Below are 18,168 nucleotides of genomic sequence, written 5' to 3' on the forward strand. Positions count from 1 at the left end.
GGCGCGAGGGTCCGCGAGCTACTCCGTCGAGTCGAAATCCTCTTCCTTGGTGCCGAGCAGCGAGGCGATGGTGCGCAGGCCGGAATCGAGCTGCTCGGGCGAGGGCGGGGCAAGGGCGAGCCGCACCGCGTTGGGTGCATGGCCATGCGCGATCGCGAAAGTGGAGGACGGCGTCAGCGCGATGCCGCGCCGTGCTGCTGCGGCGACGAAGGTCTGGGAGCGCCAATGCGGTGGCAGCGTCAGCCACAAATGGTATGAGCGCGTGTCGGCGGCGAGCTGATAGCCGGCGAGCAGCCTGGAGGCAGTCTGCTGGCGCCGCGCGGCGTCGATGCGTTTCAGCCGCGTCAGCTCGGCAACGGTGCCGTCGGCCATCAGCCGCTGTCCGGCCGCCAGAGCGTGGCCGGAGGCGATCCAGCCCCCGGTGCGGATTGCGCTCATCACGCTTTCGCGCAAGTGAGCCGGCGCGACCAGGATGCCGAGGGCAAGCCCGGGCGCGACCTTCTTGGACAGGCTGTCGATCACGATGCAGCGCTCGGGGTCGAGGGCAGCCAAAGGCGTGTCGTCGGCCAGGAAGCCGTAGACGGCGTCCTCGATGATGGTGAGATCGAGCTTCTCGGCGACGCGCATGATGTCGGCGCGCCGCGTCGCATTCATGGTGACGCCGAGCGGGTTCTGGATGATGGGCTGGAGATACAGCGCCGACAGATGTGCCTCGCGATGCGCCTTCTGGATGGCGTCGGGACGCGCGCCGAAGCCGTCCATCGGAATCGGCACCAGCGTCACGCCGAGACGCGCGGCGATGCTCTTGACGTAGGGATAGGTCAGCGCCTCGACGCCGCAGCGGCCGCCGGTGGGAACGAGCGCCGCAAGCGCGGCCGCGAGCGATTGCTTGCCGTTGGCGGTGAAGAAGACCTGCTCGGGCTGAGGCGTGAAATCCTTGCGCGCGAGATAGGCGGCGGCGGCAGTGCGTGCGCTCCTGGTGCCGGTGCTGGTCGACACGCGCAGCGCGGATTCGAGCGCATCGACGCGCTCGAGCCCCGCAAGACTTTTGGCGATCATCGCCCATTGCTGCGGCAATAGCGGATAATTGACCTCGAAATTGATGCGCGCCTCGGCCGGCTCGCTCATCGTGCCGACTTCGCGCCTGATGTCGCCGGAGATGAATGTACCGCGCCCGACCTCGCCGACAACGAGCCCGCGGCGGAGCAATTCCGTATAAACCCGGCTCGCGGTCGACACCGCGATGCCACGGTCATAGGCAAAATCGCGCTGCGGCGGCAGCCGGTCGCCGGGCCTTAACGTGCCGTTAGTGATATCGGCCGCAATGGCATCGGCAAGCTTCACGTACTCGAACTTGGACATATTGCACCGAGAGCAATGTTTTACTTGCTCCGAGAAGTGTACTGGAGCATTTAGGTTCCATCAAGTTCCGCGGTTGGCCGAGGAGAGCGAGAGCAATCCGACGGCAGATGAGGTGCAGGCGCCGACAGCGTCCGCGCCAACGGCGCAGCTTCGCCGCGCGGGACGACAGGCCGGAGAAGAAAGATGACCACGATTTCGCAAACTGCCGGGCGGAGTTTACGCCCATCCTCGTCGGGCGGATTTCTTGGTGCGCTCGCCCATGGTGTCTCTGCGCTGTTCGACCGCCTGGAGCGCCGCTCCGCCGTCAAGACGCTGAATGAACTCGACGACCGCGCGCTGCGCGATATCGGCATCACGCGCAGTCAGATCGAGGACGCGGTGTACGGACAGTTCAAGGACGAGCTGTCGCGGTATTTGTGACGCCTCTCCCGCGTGTCCCGAAGCAATCCAGAATCTCTCCGCGGAGGGATTCCGGACGTCGTGGCAGCGGCAGCAACCCTCAGTGCCTCACCACCAGCACCGAGCACTTGGCGTAGCGCACCACGTGCCCTGCGTTGGAGCCGAGGAAATAAGTGCGCATCGCCGGCCGGTGCGAGGTCATGACGATCAGGTCGGCCTTCATCTGCGCGGCTTCCTCCAGGATCTCGTGGTAGATGCCGCCCTGGCGTACCACCGTGGAGATCCGCGCCGGGTCGATGCCGGATTCGCGCGCGACGATGGCGAGGGCCTCCTCCGACGTCTCGCGCTGCTGCTCGTCGAAATCGGCCGGGACGTATTCGGCGAGCATCACCGGCGTCATCGGCAGCACGTTGAGCAGGCGCACCGTGCCGCTCCAGGTCTGAGACAACGTCGCCGCGGTTGCGATCGCCGGCTTGGCCAGATCGGTATCGGCGAGGTCGATGGGCACGAGGATGGACTTGAACATCTGCGCCTCCAAATCTTTCGGTCAGTACGTCCTGGCGATACGTCGCGCGATCATCCCGATCGAAGCAGCTTGGGGCTGACGAACAGCACCAGCCTGCCGCGGCGGTAGGCCACATCAGCCCAATCCTTGACGTCAAAGTCGAAGATCGCAAGCCCCGCGGTGGGCAGATTGTCGCCGAGCGCCTTGGCGCCATCAGGATCGCCGCCGCCTGTGAGCATCAGGGCGATCTCGTGCATGCCGGGATTGTGGCCGATCAGCAGCAACTGCTTCGGGTCGGCCGGCGCGGTTGCAGTGCGAATGGTGTCCAGGATCTCCGCAGGATCGGCGCCATAGAGTTCCGGCAGGATCTCGACCTGCGGCGCCGGGACGCGGTCCTTCATCGCCTCCCAGGCGATGTCCCAGGTCTGCCGGGCTCGCACGGCATGCGACACCAGCACGGTCTCGGGAAAGGGTGGATGGGTGGCGATCCAGGCGCCGATCCGTGCGGCATCCTTGTGGCCGCGTTCGTCCAGGCGGCGGTCCTGGTCACGGCCGCTCGGCGCGTCGGTCTCGGTCTTGGCGTGACGCAGCAGCATCAAACGGCGCATGGCATTCTCGAATCGTTCCCCGTCCGGGATAATCTACAGGCGCGCGTTGAGGACAAGGTGACAGGCGCCCAGTTGGTATCTTAAGTAACGACATGAGCGAGACTTTCACAAGCGTGCCCCAGGAAGGCGCCGGCCTTCGCGATCGCGAGCGGCTGTCATTCGATCTCGACACCGACATCTGCGTCGTCGGTGCGGGCCTTGCCGGGTTGTCCATCGCGCTGGAAGCGGCCCGGCTCGGGGCCAGCGTCGCGGTGCTCGAGGGCCGTCAGGTCGGTTGGAACGCCTCCGGCAACCAGCTCGGGACGGTGATGCCGGGCTTTGCATTGCCGCTCACCGACCTGATCGAGCGCATTGGCTTCGAGGATGCGCGCGAATTGTGGATGCTGTCGAAGGAGGGTGCCGAGTTCGTCCGGGCCAATGCCACGGAAGAAAACATGCCGGGGATCGGCCCCAGCGACGGCGTGCTGGAGGTGTCCAACATTGATGCGGGCGACCGGCTGATCAGCCGCTTGCAAATGCTGAACGAGGACTTCGACACCGAGGTCGAGGGCTGGCAGGCCGAGCGCGTCCGCGACGTGCTCAAGACCGATCGCTACTTCCACGGCGTATATTATCCCAAAGCGTTCCAGGTCGACGGCCGCAAATATGTGCACGGCCTTGCGGCGCTGGCGCGGCGGGCGGGCGCCCGCATCTTCGAGGACACTCCGGTCGTCAGCATCGATCATTCCGGCATCCGCAAGCGCATCGTCACGCCCTCGGCGCGGCTGCGCGCGAGCCACATCGTGCTCGCCGGCAACGTCCATCTCGGTGCGCCGTTGAAGCGCCTGTCGGAGACGCTGCTGCCGGTCTGGCGCTATGCCGGCATCACCGCGCCGCTCGGCGAGCGCCTGCATGAGGTCATCGCCTTCAAAGGATCCGTGATGGATTCTGACGGCATCGACCATTTCCGAATCGTCGAAGGCGACCGGCTGCTGTGGGAGAGCCCGGAGACGACCTGGGCGGCAAGCCCCGAGCGCTTCGCCGGCGCCGTGAGGCGGCGAATCCGCACGATTTTTCCCGAGCTCGGCAACGTCGAGATCACCCAGATGTTCGGCGGCGCCACCGGCCAGACCGTTCACGGAATGCCGCAGATCGGTCAGCTGCGCAAAGGCCTTTGGGTGGTGAGCGGGTTCGGCCGCCAAGGCATGAACACCTCCGCCATGGCCGGGCAGATGATCGCGCGCAGCATTCTATGGGGCGACGAGCGCTGGAAATTGTTCTCGCCATTCGAGCTGGTCTGGGCGGGCGGTGCAACCGGGCGCGTCGCGGGCCAATTGGTCGGGATGTGGGGCAGGGCGAGTTCCGCCGCGACAGGCTCGCTCGCCCGCTACCGCGAGCGAGCGCGAGCCAGGGACAGGGACCGCGAGGCGCGGCTCGCCCAAGCCAACCGCGCCGCCGGCACCGGCCCGCGCCGCCCGCCACCCGGTGTTGAGCCGCGGCCGACCTCGCGGTTGACGCCTGCTGCCCACGATGCAGAACAGGCGATGGAACCGGTCTCCCACGACGCCGGCGTCTCACGATAAGCCTGCGAAAAATCCCGCCGGAGGTGTAACGTCGGGCCTTGAGGCCCGTATCTCAGGGCGTGGACTGCCCGCGCACGGAGAATGAGATGTTTGACCGCCGCATCCTGCTAACGACTGCCGCCGGCTTGCTCGGCCTTTCGGCCTTCCGCTGGCTGAGAGCGTCCCCCGCCGAGGCTGGCGAGAAGGCCGCGCAAAAGTTCGAGATCACAAAGACGGAGGCCGAGTGGCGCGCCCAGCTCACACCGCAGCAATATGAGATACTTCGCAATCACGGCACCGAGCGACCCGGCTCCAGCCCGCTTTTGAAGGAGCACCGCAAGGGCATCTTCGCCTGCGCCGGCTGCGACCTGCCGCTGTTTTCGTCCGAGACCAAGTTCGAGAGCGGCACGGGATGGCCGAGCTTCTATGCGCCGATCGAAGGCAATGTCGGCAAGACCGTGGATCGTACCTACGGCATGGTCCGCACCGAGGTGCATTGCCGGCGCTGCGGCGGCCATCTCGGCCACGTGTTCGATGACGGCCCGAAGCCGACCGGCTTGCGCTACTGCATCGATGGTTTCGGGCTGGTCTTCCATCCGGCCGCGGCGTCGGCGACGTAGGTTTTGCCTGGATCGTTGCGGAGCAATGCGCCGGCACCGAGTCGAGATTCTCAGGCGCGCAAGTGCGCACCTGAGCTCGGTCCTTCGGACCGCCCGGAATGACATCACGCCCCGGCAATTGTTGCCGGCCCGGCAATTGTGCCCCGGTCATCCGACCGGGGCATGTCTATCTAAGTCATTGATTTTTTGAAGATACCCGCATTGGCATAGGCCTTGCGACGTCTCTCCCGATTGCGGCCATGGTCGACCGGCCGCCGAGATCGGATTTGGAGACAAAGTTATGGGTATCTTCGATGCAATGAACACCTCGGTGGGTGGCCTGCAGGCGCAGTCCTTCGCGCTGCAGAACATTTCAGGCAACATCGCGAACTCATCCACCACCGGTTACAAGGGCATCGGTACCAGCTTCGTCGACCTCATTCCCGACTCGTCGGTCCCAAGCAAGCAGGTCGCAGGCGGCGTGCAGGCCAACGCGAAGGCCACCATCACCACGCAGGGCACGATCTCGTCCTCCACCGTCGCCACCAACATGGCGATCACTGGCGACGGTTTCTTCTCGATCCAGAAGGCGAGCGGCGTCGTCGACAACGTGCCCGTGTTCACCGGGGTGACCTACTACACGAGGCGCGGCGACTTCCAGCTCAATGCCAACGGCAATCTGGTCAACGGCGCCGGCTATTATCTGATGGGCGTCACGGTCGATCCGAAGACCGGCAACCCGACCGGCAGCGTGGCGAACGTCCTGCAATTCCAGAACAACTTCATTCCGGCGCAGGCGACCACCTCCATCCAGTACGCGGCGAACCTGCCGACGCAGCCGAACACGGTGGCGAAAACCACGGCGTCGACCGGCACGTTGCTGGCGGCCGGCGGGCTCAACCCGTCCGATTTCGCCGCGAACCCGCTGCCGGTCGGCACGCCTCCGGCGCCCTATGCCAACGCGACGGTGTCAGGCGCGGCAGCAACCGGCAACATCCGCTCGGCCTATTCGTCGACGACGGCGACGGGCACGGTTGCGCTCCAGAACAATTCGTCGGCGGTCGCTTCGACAACCACTTCCCTTGACAATGCCGCCGGCACGCATCTCGCATCCAGCATTCTGACCGCATTGAGCGGCCAGACGCTGACCATCAACGGCAACACCATCACGTTCGACGGCGGCACCACGGTCTCGACCGTCGGCAGCAACACCACGATCGGTCTCGGTGCAGGCACGACCGCGACCGTCGCCGACATCCTGAATGCGATCCAGACTGCCGGCGGCGCCGGCGTCACCGCTTCGCTCTCGGTCAGCGGCAATATCCAGATCTCGAGCGGCACCGGCACTGACGTCGCAATCGGCAGCGGCACGGCCGCCACCGCGCTCGGCATCAGCAGCGTGACACGCGGCGGCAACGTGCTGTCCTCGCCAGCGATCTCGGGCGCGACTGTGCTGAGCGGCACCGCGACCGCCGGCGGCGCACAGGTGCTCACATCCGGCTTCTCCGCGGGCGATACCATCACCGTCAACGGTCAGACGCTGACCTTCATGAACTCGGGTGCCTCGGGACCGAACCAGATCAACGTCACGGACAACGTCACGACCCTGCTCGGCAAGATCGACGCGCTCTCCGGCGCGTCGGGATCGTCGGTCAGCAGCGGCGGCGTGATTACCCTCAACACCGGCACCGTCTCGAACCTGACGGTCTCCAGCTCCAACAGCGCCGCCTTCTCGGCACTTGGCTTCACCTCGACGATCACCCGGAATCGCGACGGTGGCGGCACGGCCGGCACCGGCGGGGTGATCGGCAACGACATCGCCACTTTCACCAAGGAATCGATCAGTGGCGGCGCGGTGACCGCCTACAACGCCGCCGGTACGCCGGTGAACCTGCAATTGCGCTGGGCCAAGACCGACAGCGCTTCGCTCGGCGCGGGTCATTCGGATAGCTGGAACCTGTTCTACCAGACCGACCCGAACGCAACCGGTACGACCGTCGGTTGGGTCAACACCGGGCAGACCTTCACATTTGCCGCCGACGGCTCGCTCACGTCGCCGAGCGGCTCGGGCATCACCATCAACAACGTCACCGTCAGCGGCCAGTCGCTCGGCTCGGTCGCCTTCAACATCTCCTCCGGCGGGCTGACGCAATATGCCAGCACCAGCGGCGCGGTGACCATCAACACCATCACCCAGAATGGCTATGCCGCCGGTCAGCTTCGCTCGGTCGCCGTCAACAACAATGGCGTCGTGGTCGGCACTTTCTCCAACGGCCAGAACCTCAACCTTGCCCAGGTGCAGCTCTCGCACTTCAACGGCACCAACTATCTGAAGGCGATGGACGGCGGCGCCTATGCCGCGACCGAACAGTCGGGAGACGCCATCGACGGCGCCTCGGGGACCATCAGCGGCTCGTCCCTGGAGGGGTCCAACACCGACATCGCCGACGAATTCACCAAGCTGATCGTGACCCAGCAGGCCTATTCGGCCAACACCAAGGTGATCACGACCGCGAATTCGATGGTGCAGGATCTCTTGAACGTGTTGCGCTGATCGGCGCGTGACATAACCAAAGGCGGGTCAGTGATATGGGTTTGAGTTCAGCCCTCGCCAGTGCGATGAGCGGTCTGCGTGCCAACCAGGCCGCGCTCTCGATCGTCTCCTCCAACGTCGCGAACTCGCAGACGCCGGGTTACGTCGTCCAGACGCCGAACCAGATCGAGGTCACGACCGGCGAGTTCGGCGCGACGGCGATGACGACCGGTGTCAGCCGCCAGCTCGACACCTACGTGCTGAACCAGCTTCGGACCGAGATCGGCGGTAGCGGTTACGCCGACCAGATGGCCAACATCCTGAAGCAGCTTCAGGATGTCTATGGCACGCCCGGCAATGCCGGCACGCTCGAAAGCGCGCTGAACAAGTTCACAACGGCGCTTCAGGCGCTGTCGACCAGTTCGGGCGCATCGTCGGCGCAGACGGTGGCGCTCGGCGCGGCGCAGGCCCTGGCGCAGCAGCTCAACGTCACCACCAAGGGCATCCAATCGCTGCGCTCCAACGTCGAGCAGGACCTCGGCAACTCGGCGCAAGCCGCCAACGCGGCCATGAAGCAGATCGCCGACATCAACACCAGGCTCCAGGGCCTGTCTGCAAACGATCCCTCGGCCGCCGTGCTGATGGACCAGCGCGACCAGGCCATCAACACGCTGTCGAAATACGTCGACGTCCGCGTCACCACCGACGGCTCGAACCAGGCCAACATCTACACCACGACCGGCATTCAGCTCGTTGGCGCCGGGCTCGCCTCGGAATTCTCCTTTGCCTCCGCCGGCGCGCTGTCGGCAACCTCGCTCTACAACATCGATCCCGCCAAGTCCGGCGTCGGTGCGTTCAATATCAAGCTGCCCAACGGCTCGCAGGTCGACGTTGTCGCCAACAACGTGGTCTCTTCCGGCCAGATCGCGGCCGACCTGAAGCTGCGCGACCAGATCCTGGTGCAGGCGCAGAACCAGATCGACGAGCTCGCCGCCACGATGGCGAGCGCGCTATCCGACAAGACCACGGCCGGCAGCACGGTGTCCGGTCCGCCTACGGGGTTCGATCTCGAGCTCGCCGGAGCGCTGCCGGGCAACACGGTCAACATCACCTATACGGACACGGCGACCAATACCCAGCGTCAGATCACGCTGGTCAACGTGACCGACCCGGCCGCACTGCCGCTTCAGAACCCGACCAATGCGAACCCGATGCGGATCGGCGTCAATTTCTCCGGCGGCATGGGCGCGATCGCCTCCGCGCTCAACACCGCGTTGTCAGGCACGCACCTGTCGTTCTCCGCCGCCCCGTCCCCGGCGACAGCCACGACGCTGCGGCTGACCGACGACAATACCGGCCTTGCCAAGGTGAGTTCGGCCTCGACCACAAAGACGATCTCGTCGCTGACCTCGGGCAATCCGCAGCTGCCGCTGTTCACCGACGGCGGCCAGGCGCTCTATACCGGCGCTTTCACGGCATCGGGCTCGCAGATGACAGGGCTTGCCGGACGCATCGCCGTGAACACGCAGCTGGTATCCGATCCGACCCGGATGTCGGTCTACAGCACCTCGCCGGTGACGCCCGCAGGCGACACCACGCGTTCGGACTATCTCTACTCGCAGCTCACCAATGCGGTGTTTTCCTATTCGCCACAGAGCGGCCTCGGCTCGGCGAGCCAGCCCTTCACCGGCAGCGTTTCGAATTTTCTCCAGCAGTTCCTCAGCGTACAGGCGAACGCCGCGACGCAGTCGACCCAGCTCCAGGAGGGCCAGAGCGTCGTGGTCTCGACGCTGCAGGCCAAGTTCGACTCGACCTCCAGCGTGAACCTGGACGCGGAGATGTCGAACCTGATCCAGCTTCAGAATGCCTATGCCGCCAACGCCCACGTCATGTCGGTGGTGCAGAGCATGATGAACACGTTGCTCCAGGCGCAAGTGTAACCAGTACAGGGCTCTGACAGATGTCGATCAGCAGCATCAACTACTCTTCGTCGGTTCTCGGCGCGCAGATTCGCAACATCAATCAGCAGCTCACCGATCTGTCGACGCAGCTTTCGACCGGCAAGCTGTCGCAGAACTATGCTGGCATGGGCACCAACGAAGGCTTCGCAATCGCCGGTCGCGCGCAGCTCTCCAACATCGCCGCCTACACCGACACGATCACCAACGTCAACGTCAGCATCAATCTAGCGAACACTGCGCTGCAATCGCTGACCAAGATTCGCAGTACGGTGCAAACGGGCTCGGCCTCTACCGCGCAGGATCTCAATGTCAACGGCCAGACGATCGCGCAGAACACCGCCGCCGCCCAGTTCGGCTCGATGGTCGGCGTCCTCAACACGCAGACCGGCAGCCGCTATCTGTTTTCCGGAACGGCCGTGAATACGCAGTCGGTCGCGGATGCCGGCGACATCATCAATGGCACCACGACGCAGGCCGGCTTCAAGACCGTCATGGCGGAGCGCCAAGCCGCCGATCTGGGGGCGAACGGCATGGGGCGGCTGGTGCAGACGCAGCCGACGCCGAGCTCGGTGCAGGTGTCGGAAGACGTGGCCGGATCGCCGTTCGGCCTCAAGATCAAGGCGGTGTCCTCCACGCTGACGGGCGCGACCGTCACCGGCCCGAGCGGCTCGCCGGTGTCCTTCTCGGTCGATCTCAACGGCGTCAATCCGAACAATGGCGACAAGCTGAGCATTCAGTTCACGCTGCCGGACGGCACGACGGAGCAGATCGACCTCACCGCGTCCAGCGCGACGCCGACCCCTCTCGGCAGTTTCGCGATCGATGCGAGCACCCCCGTCAACCCGAACAACACCGCCGCGAATCTCAACACGGCACTGAACACCGCAATCGCCAAACTCGCCAACACCTCGCTGGTTGCGGCATCGGCGATCGTCGCCGGCGACAATTTCTTCAACACCGCGAGCTCGGCGATCGGCACGCCCGTCAACAACCAGGCCGCGCCGCCGGCCCCCATCGCCGGGGCGACGGCGCTATCGGGCCCGAGCCCCTCGGACTCGATCTCTCCGGGCTTCGTTGCGGGCGACACCATCACCGTCAACGGCACCACGCTGACTTTCGTCAGCTCGGGCGCGACCGGCAACCAGCTCAACGTCACCGACAACGTCCAGACCATGCTCAGCAAGATCGACCAGATCACGGGGACGTCGAAACCCTCGACGGTTCATGGCGGTTCGATCACGATCAACACCGACGATGCGGCGAGCCTCAGTATCACGACCTCGAATACGGGGGCGCTGAACGCGCTCGGCTTCGGCTCGACCCCGGTGACGGCCACGCAACCGCCGCTGCGCGTCGGCTCCTCGCCCGCGAACTCGGCAACCACGCTGGTGAACGGCTCGGCCAACACGGTGAAATGGTACCTGGGCAATGACGGACCCGGCTCGCCTCGCTCGACGGCGATAGCGCGGGTCGACGATGCCGTGACGGTGCAGTATGGCGCCCAGGCCAATGAGGATGCGATCCGCCGGCAATTGCAGGCGATCGCGGTGTTCGGGACCTTCTCGACCTCACCGACGGGACAATATTCGGGCGGACAGGTGGCGGCGCTGAGCCTGCGGGTGACGCAGGCGTTGACCCAGCAGCCGGGGCAGCAGCGCATCGAGGACATCCAGACCGACATCGCGATGGCCCAGAACACGATGAACGACGCGACCACGCGCCAGACCCAGGCCAAGGCGCAGCTGCAGACCATCATCGACCAGGCGGAATCGGCCTCACCGGACCAGGTCGCGAGCGAGATTCTGGCACTCCAGAACGCACTCCAGGCGTCCTATCAGGTGACCTCCAACCTGGCGCAGCTCTCGCTGGTCAAGTTCCTGTAAGGGATGCGTTAAGGCGTCGTTAACCATGCCTCTTTACCTCTTGGTGAGGATTGGAGCGGGGCGGGGCTGACGATGTCGGACAGGATGCAATTGGTGGTGGCCACGCCGTGCTTCGGCGGGCAGGTGTCGAGCATCTATGCGAGCTCCATCTTCGCGCTACAGCGCGCCGTGCACGGCATGTCCAATCTCGAGCTCAAGGTGCATTTGCGCGACGGCGATGCGCTGATCACGCGTGCCCGAGCCAACCTGGTCGCACTGTTCCTGGACGATCCCAGGGCAACGCATTTCCTGTTCATCGATGCCGATATCGGCTTCAAGCCGGAGCAGGTGTTCCGCCTGATCGAATGCGGTGCGGACGTCGTCGCCGGCTGCTATCCCATCAAGCGGGTCAACTGGGACAAGGCCAGACGTGCGATGGCCGCTGGCCGCACCGACGTGCCGGCAGCCTCGCTCGACTACGTGCTCGAGATCGAGGATCCCGATCGCATCGTCGTCGTCAACGGCTTTACCCGCGTGCGTTATGCCGGGACCGGCTTTCTGATGATCCGCCGCCACGTGCTGGAAGCGATGTGCCGCCATCCGGCCTACGCTGGCTTGCAATTCTTCCGGGAGCATTCGCACGATGCACTGGCAGCGAGCCAGAACCGGTTCGCGCTGTTCGAATGCATGATCGATCCGGCAACCGGCACCTATCTTTCCGAAGACTTCGCTTTCTGCAAGCGCTGGACCGATATCGGCGGCGAGATCTGGGCCGACATTCAGAGCTCGCTCGATCACGTCGGGCCGTCCGTGTTTCACGGCGATATCGCTTCGCAATTCGCAGCCGTGCCCGCAGCGGCGGCGGCCGATGCGGCGTGAGCCTGCCGGGATGAGCGGCGGCGCATCCCGCTTGTCGGAGGCGGAGCGCGCTTCCGACGGCGGCTCGCGCTATCGCCTGCGTGATCTCTTCACCCCCCTCGATATGCTGCTCGTCTCCGGCGGCGACCCGCGGCTCGCGCTCGATCCCAAGGACTCGACGAACGCTTATGGTTGCGCGGTCTCGCCGGACCCGGATGTCTGGGAATTCGCCTCCTCGACCGCATCGACGATCTCGCAAGCGGCCTATGACCGCGCCGCGCTGGCGCGGGACGAGCTGATGCACAAGTGCCTGTTCGACGAGGTCGAGGTCGCTTTCGATGCGCGTTGCGAGGAGATGCGCGACGAGCTGCGCGGCCATCTGGAGCTTTCGCCGCGCGTCGATGTGGTGTTCTCGCCATCCGGCACGGACTCCCAGCTCCATGCCCTGTTCCTGGCGCGCGCGATACTCGGCGCGCGTCCGGTGACCATCGTGGTCGGCGCCGAGCAGACTGGAAGCGGGACGACCCATACCGCCCGCGGTCATCATTTCAGCTCCATGACGGCGAGTGGCGTTGCGGTCCGCAAGGACGGCGCCGTTGCCGGACTCGCCGGCGCCAGCATAGCGTTGCCACTGCGCGAGGCCGCCTCCGGGATCGCGATGCGCGCGGACGCTGACGCCGCGGTGCTGCAAGCGATCGAGGCTACGATCGCGCAAGGTGCACCAGTGCTGCTCCAGATCATGGATTGCTCGAAGCTCGGCTGGCGCGCACCGAGTGCGGCCTGCCTCGACGAGATCGCCCGGCGCTGGCCGCGCAAGGTCCAGATCGTGGTCGACGCATGTCAGGCCCGGCTCGGCCGCCGCCGGCTGCGCGCCTATCTCGACCGCGGCTACATGGTGCTGATCACCGGCTCGAAGTTCTTCGGGGGGCCGGCCTTCAGCGGTGCGCTGCTGGTGCCGAAAGACCCTGCGAGATCGCTCGACCGGGTCGAGGGGATCGCGCCAGGCTTCCTGGACTACGCCGGCCGTTGCGATTGGCCGATCGCCTGGGCGGAGCTGCGTTCGCGGTTCGAGCGCCGCCCGAACTTCGGCCAATGGTTGCGCTGGGAGGCTGCGCTGGCCGAGATCGGCAGCTACTACACCGTGCCCGGGGCTTTCCGCGCCGCGATGCTCGCCGAACTCGCTGCGGGCATCGGCAGCATGATCAGGTTGTCACCGTCGTTCCGAGCCGTGCCGACCGCGGCCGCGACGGCCGGCATGGAGGACGAGGAGTTCGCCCATGCCACGATCTTTCCATTCACATTGCTGCGCAACGGTCAGCCGGTCTCGACGGCCGAGATGGCTTCCGTTCATCACGCGTTGGCGTGTGACGTGATCGCGGCGATCGGCGGCAGCGCGGCGGACCGGGAGGTCGCCGCGCAGCGCTGCCTGATCGGCCGGCCGGTCCGGCTGGAGCGGCAGGACGAGGCGCCGCAGGCAGTGCTGCGCCTCTGCGTCGGCGCACGCTTCGTCACCGAGGCCTGGTCGCCCGATGCGCGGGAGTCGCAACGCAACGTGCAGCGCCTTCTCGACCGGATCGCGCACGTCCTGGTGAAGATCGAGCTGCTGCTCGACCGCGGCGGAGTCGCGGCCGTGCCGGCCGCGCCCGCGTTCGAGGTGTGAGATGCAGCATCCAGTTTCCGCTCCGATCGGCTTGACTGCGGCGAACTATGCCGACCGCATCGGCTTTGCGCAGCTGACACGCCGGGCCTTCGAAGGTGTCGATCTGCATCCCTTGCGCGACCAGCTCGTGGCGCGGATCGCGGCGGGGACGGCGCTGGCAGGCGAAGCGCTGGATCTGTCGTTGATCAGCCAGCTTCTGGGCGACAAGGATCAGGGGCTTGCGATTCAGTCTGAAGTGCTGGCCTTCCATCAATTGTTCCGCACGCCCAGCGCGGCGCCGAAGCCCGGCTTGCGCGTGCTCGCGCTCGCAGCCGACATCGACATGGGGGGCAATACGCCGATCGATTTCCTGCTCGAAGACTCCGACATCGAGCTGCTGACGCTTTACGTGGTCAAGGGCGTCGGTCTGCCGGAAACCTTGCCCGAGCACGATGTCGCCATCGTGGTCGCCTCGGATTCCGAGGAATGCCGCGAGGCGCTCGCTCTGATCGAAAAGGCCGCGCCGCAATGGCCGCGGCCGATGCTCAATCGCCCCGATCGCATCGGCAATCTCGATCGCGACAAGCTGTATCGGCTGCTGGCCGGTGTGCCAAGTCTCGATATTCCTGCGACCATTCACGCGACGCGCGCGCAATTGTCGGATCTCGCACGAGGCGCAATCGCGTGCGAGGACATCGCGAGCGACTTGCACTTTCCCATGATCGCACGGCCACGCGGCTCGCATGCCGGCGTCGGCCTCGCCAAGCTCGACGAGGCGGCGGCGCTTGCGGCCTACCTCGCCGAACGGAAAGAGCAGGACTTCTTCGTCGCACGTTTCGTCGACTATGTCAGCGCCGACGGGCTCTACCGCAAGTATCGCCTCGCGATGGTCGACGGCAAGCCCTACGCCTGCCACATGGCGATCGCCGACCGCTGGGACATCTGGTATCTCAACGCCTATATGGCGTTCAGCGAGGAGAAGCGGGCCGAGGAAGCCGTCTTCATGCGCGACTTCGACAACGCCTTCGCCGCGCGGCATGGCAGCGCGCTCGACGAGATGAGCCGGCGCGTCGGTCTGGATTATTTCATCATCGATTGCGCCGAGAACCAGAAGGGCGAGCTTCTGGTGTTCGAGGCGGACAACACCGCCGTCGTGCACAACATGGATTCGCCGGTCGTGTTCCCCTACAAGCCGCCGCAGATGCGCAAGATCTTCGCCGCGTTCACTGCGATGCTGTCGCGGCATGCAAAGACGGGCAAGGAGAGCGCAGCATGAACGAGATCATCCGCAATACGCAAAGCTCCGTCACGAGCACCTCGCTCGATCCGCAGGACTGGAGCGAATTTCGCGCGCTGGCCCATCGCATGCTGGACGAGACGATCGACGGCATCGCCAACGTTCGGGCGCGCCCGGTCTGGCGGCCGATCCCCGATGATGTCCGTGCGGCATTCAGAGCCGACGTGCCGCGCGAGGCGAGCGACCTTGCCGACGTCTACCGCGAGTTCGCCGAGCATGTCGCGCCCTATGCGACAGGCAACGTGCATCCCGGGTTCATGGGGTGGGTGCATGGGGGCGGCACCGCGGTCGGCATGCTCGCCGACATGCTCGCGGCGGGTCTCAATGCCAATCTCGGCGGACGCGACCACATGCCGATCGAGGTCGAGCGGCAGATCGTCGAGTGGATGCGCCGCCTGTTCGCATTTCCCGATAGCGCGAGCGGTGTGTTCGTCACGGGCACGTCGATGGCCAATCTGATGGCGGTGCTGGTGGCGCGCACGGCGGCGCTCGGCACGCTGGCGCGCCAGCACGGCATCGGCAATGACGGCGCGCTGCTTACGGCTTACACGTCGCAGGCCGCGCATGGATGTGTCTCCAGAGCGATGGACGTTGCCGGGTTCGGCACCGATGCGCTGCGCAGGATCGCTGTCGATGCCGATCATCGCATCGATGTCGCCGCGCTACGCGCACAGATCGCAGTTGATCGCGAGGTCGGCTTCAGGCCGTTCCTGGTGGTCGCGTCCGCCGGGACGGTCGATGTCGGCGCGATCGACGATCTCCGGGCGATTGCGGAGCTTTGCCGCGAGCAAGGTATCTGGTTTCACGTCGATGGCGCTTTCGGTGCGCTCGCGATCCTGTCGCCCGAGCTCGCGCCGATGCTCGGCGGCATCGAGCTTGCGGATTCAATCGCACTCGATTTTCACAAATGGGGCCAGGTGCCTTACGATGCAGGTTTCCTGTTGGTGCGCGACGGCGAGCAGCATCGGCAGGCCTTTGCACAGCCGGCGGCCTATCTGCGCCGCGAGGCGAGGGGGCTTGCAGCGGGGGCGGTCTGGCCCTGCGATCTCGGCCCCGATCTGTCGCGCGGCTTTCGTGCGCTGAAGACATGGTTCACGCTGAAGACGTTCGGCACCGATCGGCTGGGTGCGGCGATCGCACGAAGCTGCGCGCTGGCCAGATATCTCGAGGCACGCGTGCTGGCCGAATCTCGGCTGGAGCTGCTGGCGCCGGTCAATCTCAATATCGTCTGCTTCCGCTACCGTGCCGATGATGCGGTCAATCGCGAGATCGTTGCCGACATCCAGGAAAGCGGCACCGCGGCGCCCTCGAGCACGACGCTGGACGGCAGGCTTGCGATCCGCGCTGCAATCGTGAATCACCGCACAGAGGAGACCGACATCGATGCGCTGATCGCCGCGGTGCTGGAGTTCGGGGAACGACGGTGCAGCGGCCCGCTGATCGAGGTCGAAGCGCCGCCTCTCGCGGCGCAGTAGCATTGACGTGCGCCAGAAAAGACAACGGCCCCGGAGGCGATCCGGGGCCGTTGTCGTTTGCGCGGCTTGGTCGTCGCGCGGCTAGGGCGGGGCGCGATCAGGCGGCCGAGCTCACGTCGGCCTTGTCCGCTTCCGGCTTCGGATGTGTGGCCACATATTGATCCCGCAGCTTCTCTTCGTAGGCAATCAGCTTGCGGGCGTCCTTCAGCGCCCGGTAAAGGTCGCCGTTCAGGATGTTGTTGTTGATGGCCTCGATGATCGGCCAGGAACTCGGCACCGCGGTGACGATGTCGCGCACCAGGTTGAAGTAGGTGCCGTGCTGGGTCTGCGGATCCGGTGAGATGTACATGAGCTGGACCGCGAGATAGACGAGCTTGGCGGGCGTATCGGCGGTCTCCGGCGTGAGGATGTCGCGCTCGCGCAGGATCGGCACGTTGTCGCCGTCGATCAGGAGGCGCGCCCGCTGGTCGGTGTTGGTAATCACGCAGTTACCGACGATGATGCGTTCGTGCGGTCTGAGCTCGACCTTGAGGGCCATGCCTGTTCTCCATCAACGCTTTCGTAACCGAGCGTTCGTTGCGGCTCATCAAGGCCCAATTCTCGCTTGGAATAAGTTAACGAGTTGTAAATTCCGCGGATTTGCGGAGAAAAACTCAATCGTTTCAATGCCGCGCTTGGGGGCCGATGCGGCGATGCGGGCAGCGTCCGCGGCCGAATCAGGCGCAACCCGACAAAAGCACGGGTTTCATTTCATGTTTCGTTAGAGGTCTTGGCGCCACGGTCCGCCGGTCGCTGGGTCAATCGATCCAAGCAGACGCGTAACAGTAGCGTCGTTTACCAGAAAGGTAACAGAGTCATGTCCGGTATCGTTCTCTCCGCATCGGTTCGTCAGAACCTGCTCTCTCTCCAGTCCACCGCCGACCTCCTCGCCACCACGCAGAACCGTCTGTCGACCGGCAAGAGCGTCAACTCGGCCCTGGATAATCCCACCAACTTCTTCACCGCACAGTCGCTCGACAACCGCGCCAGCGACATCAACAACCTGCTCGATGGCATCGCCAACGGCGTGCAGGTGCTGCAGGCCGCCAACACCGGCATCACCTCGCTGCAGAAGCTGATCGACTCGGCGAAGTCGATCGCCAACCAGGCGCTGCAGACCACACTGCTCGATGGCATCGCCAACGGCGTGCAGGTGCTGCAGGCCGCCAACACCGGCATCACCTCGCTGCAGAAGCTGATCGACTCGGCGAAGTCGATCGCCAACCAGGCGCTGCAGACCACGGTCGGCTATTCAACGAAGTCGAACGTCTCCGCCACCATCTCGGGTGCGACGGCGGCCGACCTGCGCGGCACGACGTCCTATGCCAGCGCGACCGCGARCAGCAACGTGCTGTATAGCGGTGCGGCCGGCGGCACCACGGCGGCGACCGGCACCACGACGCTCGGCGCCAGCATCGGCACCCTGACCGGTGCGGCGGCGACGGCCGGCGATGGCACCACCGCGCTGACCGGTGCGATCACCCTGATCG

At 65.4% G+C, this 18,168-nt stretch carries 15 protein-coding genes; 11 read left to right on the forward strand and 4 right to left on the reverse strand.

Annotation, left to right across the window (positions count from 1 at the left end):
• Positions 1-18: 18 nt before the first annotated feature.
• Positions 19-1,362, reverse strand: coding sequence for an aminotransferase-like domain-containing protein (locus ASG57_RS22395; protein WP_024342945.1), 1,344 nt, complete (start codon positions 1,360-1,362; stop codon positions 19-21).
• Positions 1,363-1,545: 183 nt separating this feature from the next.
• On the opposite strand from ASG57_RS22395, the gene ASG57_RS22400 reads away from it, so the two are divergent.
• A complete protein-coding gene (locus tag ASG57_RS22400; RefSeq protein WP_024342946.1) occupies positions 1,546-1,782 on the forward strand; it encodes a DUF1127 domain-containing protein in 237 nt (78 codons plus the stop codon).
• 79 nt (positions 1,783-1,861) lie between these two features.
• Here ASG57_RS22400 and ASG57_RS22405 read toward each other — a convergent pair whose 3' ends face one another.
• Both ASG57_RS22405 and ASG57_RS22410 read right to left on the reverse strand, forming a co-directional pair.
• Positions 1,862-2,287, reverse strand: coding sequence for a universal stress protein (locus tag ASG57_RS22405; RefSeq protein ID WP_024342947.1), 426 nt, complete (start codon positions 2,285-2,287; stop codon positions 1,862-1,864).
• Between the two features lie 50 nt (positions 2,288-2,337).
• Positions 2,338-2,874: a SixA phosphatase family protein gene (locus ASG57_RS22410; RefSeq protein ID WP_024342948.1), complete on the reverse strand. Its 537-nt coding sequence runs from the start codon at positions 2,872-2,874 to the stop codon at positions 2,338-2,340.
• Positions 2,875-2,966: 92 nt separating this feature from the next.
• Here ASG57_RS22410 and ASG57_RS22415 point away from each other — a divergent pair, with 92 nt between their 5' ends.
• The 9 genes from ASG57_RS22415 (at position 2,967) to ASG57_RS22455 (ending at position 16,639) form a co-directional block, all read left to right on the forward strand.
• The gene (locus ASG57_RS22415; protein ID WP_024342949.1) at positions 2,967-4,436 is read left to right on the forward strand and encodes an NAD(P)/FAD-dependent oxidoreductase; all 1,470 of its coding nucleotides are present in this window, start codon (positions 2,967-2,969) and stop codon (positions 4,434-4,436) included.
• Positions 4,437-4,522: 86 nt separating this feature from the next.
• Positions 4,523-5,035, forward strand: coding sequence for a peptide-methionine (R)-S-oxide reductase MsrB (gene msrB / locus ASG57_RS22420; protein WP_024342950.1), 513 nt, complete (start codon positions 4,523-4,525; stop codon positions 5,033-5,035).
• Between the two features lie 280 nt (positions 5,036-5,315).
• Positions 5,316-7,568 (forward strand): flagellar hook-basal body complex protein, encoded by a 2,253-nt coding sequence (locus tag ASG57_RS22425; protein ID WP_024342951.1) that lies wholly within the window; start codon positions 5,316-5,318, stop codon positions 7,566-7,568.
• A 35-nt stretch (positions 7,569-7,603) separates the two neighbouring features.
• The gene (gene flgK, locus ASG57_RS22430) at positions 7,604-9,487 is read left to right on the forward strand and encodes a flagellar hook-associated protein FlgK (RefSeq protein ID WP_024342952.1); all 1,884 of its coding nucleotides are present in this window, start codon (positions 7,604-7,606) and stop codon (positions 9,485-9,487) included.
• A 20-nt stretch (positions 9,488-9,507) separates the two neighbouring features.
• Positions 9,508-11,391 (forward strand): flagellar protein, encoded by a 1,884-nt coding sequence (locus ASG57_RS22435; protein WP_024342953.1) that lies wholly within the window; start codon positions 9,508-9,510, stop codon positions 11,389-11,391.
• Positions 11,392-11,463: 72 nt separating this feature from the next.
• On the forward strand, positions 11,464-12,249 hold the full coding sequence (locus ASG57_RS22440; protein WP_024342954.1) for a hypothetical protein: 786 nt from the start codon (positions 11,464-11,466) through the stop codon (positions 12,247-12,249).
• Positions 12,239-13,888 carry a hypothetical protein gene (locus ASG57_RS22445; RefSeq protein WP_057197530.1) on the forward strand — a complete coding sequence of 550 codons (1,650 nt, stop codon included), beginning with the start codon at positions 12,239-12,241 and terminating at the stop codon, positions 13,886-13,888. Before ASG57_RS22440 ends, ASG57_RS22445 begins: the two co-directional genes overlap by 11 nt.
• Before the next feature lies 1 nt (position 13,889).
• Positions 13,890-15,143 (forward strand): ATP-grasp domain-containing protein, encoded by a 1,254-nt coding sequence (locus tag ASG57_RS22450; RefSeq protein ID WP_024342956.1) that lies wholly within the window; start codon positions 13,890-13,892, stop codon positions 15,141-15,143.
• Positions 15,140-16,639, forward strand: a complete 1,500-nt coding sequence (locus ASG57_RS22455) for a pyridoxal phosphate-dependent decarboxylase family protein (protein WP_024342957.1) — start codon at positions 15,140-15,142, stop codon at positions 16,637-16,639. The genes ASG57_RS22450 and ASG57_RS22455 overlap by 4 nt, the downstream gene beginning before the upstream one ends.
• 97 nt (positions 16,640-16,736) lie before the next feature.
• Here the strand turns inward: ASG57_RS22455 and flbT are convergent, their stop codons facing one another.
• Entirely contained in the window at positions 16,737-17,177 is a 441-nt protein-coding gene (gene flbT / locus ASG57_RS22460) for a flagellar biosynthesis repressor FlbT (RefSeq protein ID WP_024342958.1), read from the reverse strand.
• A 318-nt stretch (positions 17,178-17,495) separates the two neighbouring features.
• On the opposite strand from flbT, the gene ASG57_RS39295 reads away from it, so the two are divergent.
• The coding region (locus ASG57_RS39295; protein WP_502690807.1) for a flagellin N-terminal helical domain-containing protein at positions 17,496-18,168 on the forward strand (673 nt) is incomplete at its 3' end.

Source organism: Bradyrhizobium sp. Leaf396, assembly GCF_001424605.1.
In the GTDB taxonomy this organism is placed as follows: Bacteria; Pseudomonadota; Alphaproteobacteria; order Rhizobiales; family Xanthobacteraceae; genus Bradyrhizobium; species Bradyrhizobium japonicum_C.

Bases quoted from the DNA above. Each gene is read 5' to 3' on its own strand.
- ASG57_RS22455 (WP_024342957.1), top strand. From the start codon at position 15,140: ATGAACGAGATCATCCGCAATACGCAAAGCTCCGTCACGAGCACCTCG.
- ASG57_RS22405 (WP_024342947.1), bottom strand. From the start codon at position 2,287: ATGTTCAAGTCCATCCTCGTGCCCATCGACCTCGCCGATACCGATCTG.
- ASG57_RS22450 (WP_024342956.1), top strand. From the start codon at position 13,890: ATGCAGCATCCAGTTTCCGCTCCGATCGGCTTGACTGCGGCGAACTAT.
- flbT (WP_024342958.1), bottom strand. From the start codon at position 17,177: ATGGCCCTCAAGGTCGAGCTCAGACCGCACGAACGCATCATCGTCGGT.
- ASG57_RS22440 (WP_024342954.1), top strand. From the start codon at position 11,464: ATGTCGGACAGGATGCAATTGGTGGTGGCCACGCCGTGCTTCGGCGGG.
- flgK (WP_024342952.1), top strand. From the start codon at position 7,604: ATGGGTTTGAGTTCAGCCCTCGCCAGTGCGATGAGCGGTCTGCGTGCC.
- ASG57_RS22415 (WP_024342949.1), top strand. From the start codon at position 2,967: ATGAGCGAGACTTTCACAAGCGTGCCCCAGGAAGGCGCCGGCCTTCGC.
- msrB (WP_024342950.1), top strand. From the start codon at position 4,523: ATGTTTGACCGCCGCATCCTGCTAACGACTGCCGCCGGCTTGCTCGGC.
- ASG57_RS22400 (WP_024342946.1), top strand. From the start codon at position 1,546: ATGACCACGATTTCGCAAACTGCCGGGCGGAGTTTACGCCCATCCTCG.
- ASG57_RS22435 (WP_024342953.1), top strand. From the start codon at position 9,508: ATGTCGATCAGCAGCATCAACTACTCTTCGTCGGTTCTCGGCGCGCAG.
- ASG57_RS22410 (WP_024342948.1), bottom strand. From the start codon at position 2,874: ATGCGCCGTTTGATGCTGCTGCGTCACGCCAAGACCGAGACCGACGCG.
- ASG57_RS22445 (WP_057197530.1), top strand. From the start codon at position 12,239: ATGCGGCGTGAGCCTGCCGGGATGAGCGGCGGCGCATCCCGCTTGTCG.
- ASG57_RS22425 (WP_024342951.1), top strand. From the start codon at position 5,316: ATGGGTATCTTCGATGCAATGAACACCTCGGTGGGTGGCCTGCAGGCG.
- ASG57_RS22395 (WP_024342945.1), bottom strand. From the start codon at position 1,362: ATGTCCAAGTTCGAGTACGTGAAGCTTGCCGATGCCATTGCGGCCGAT.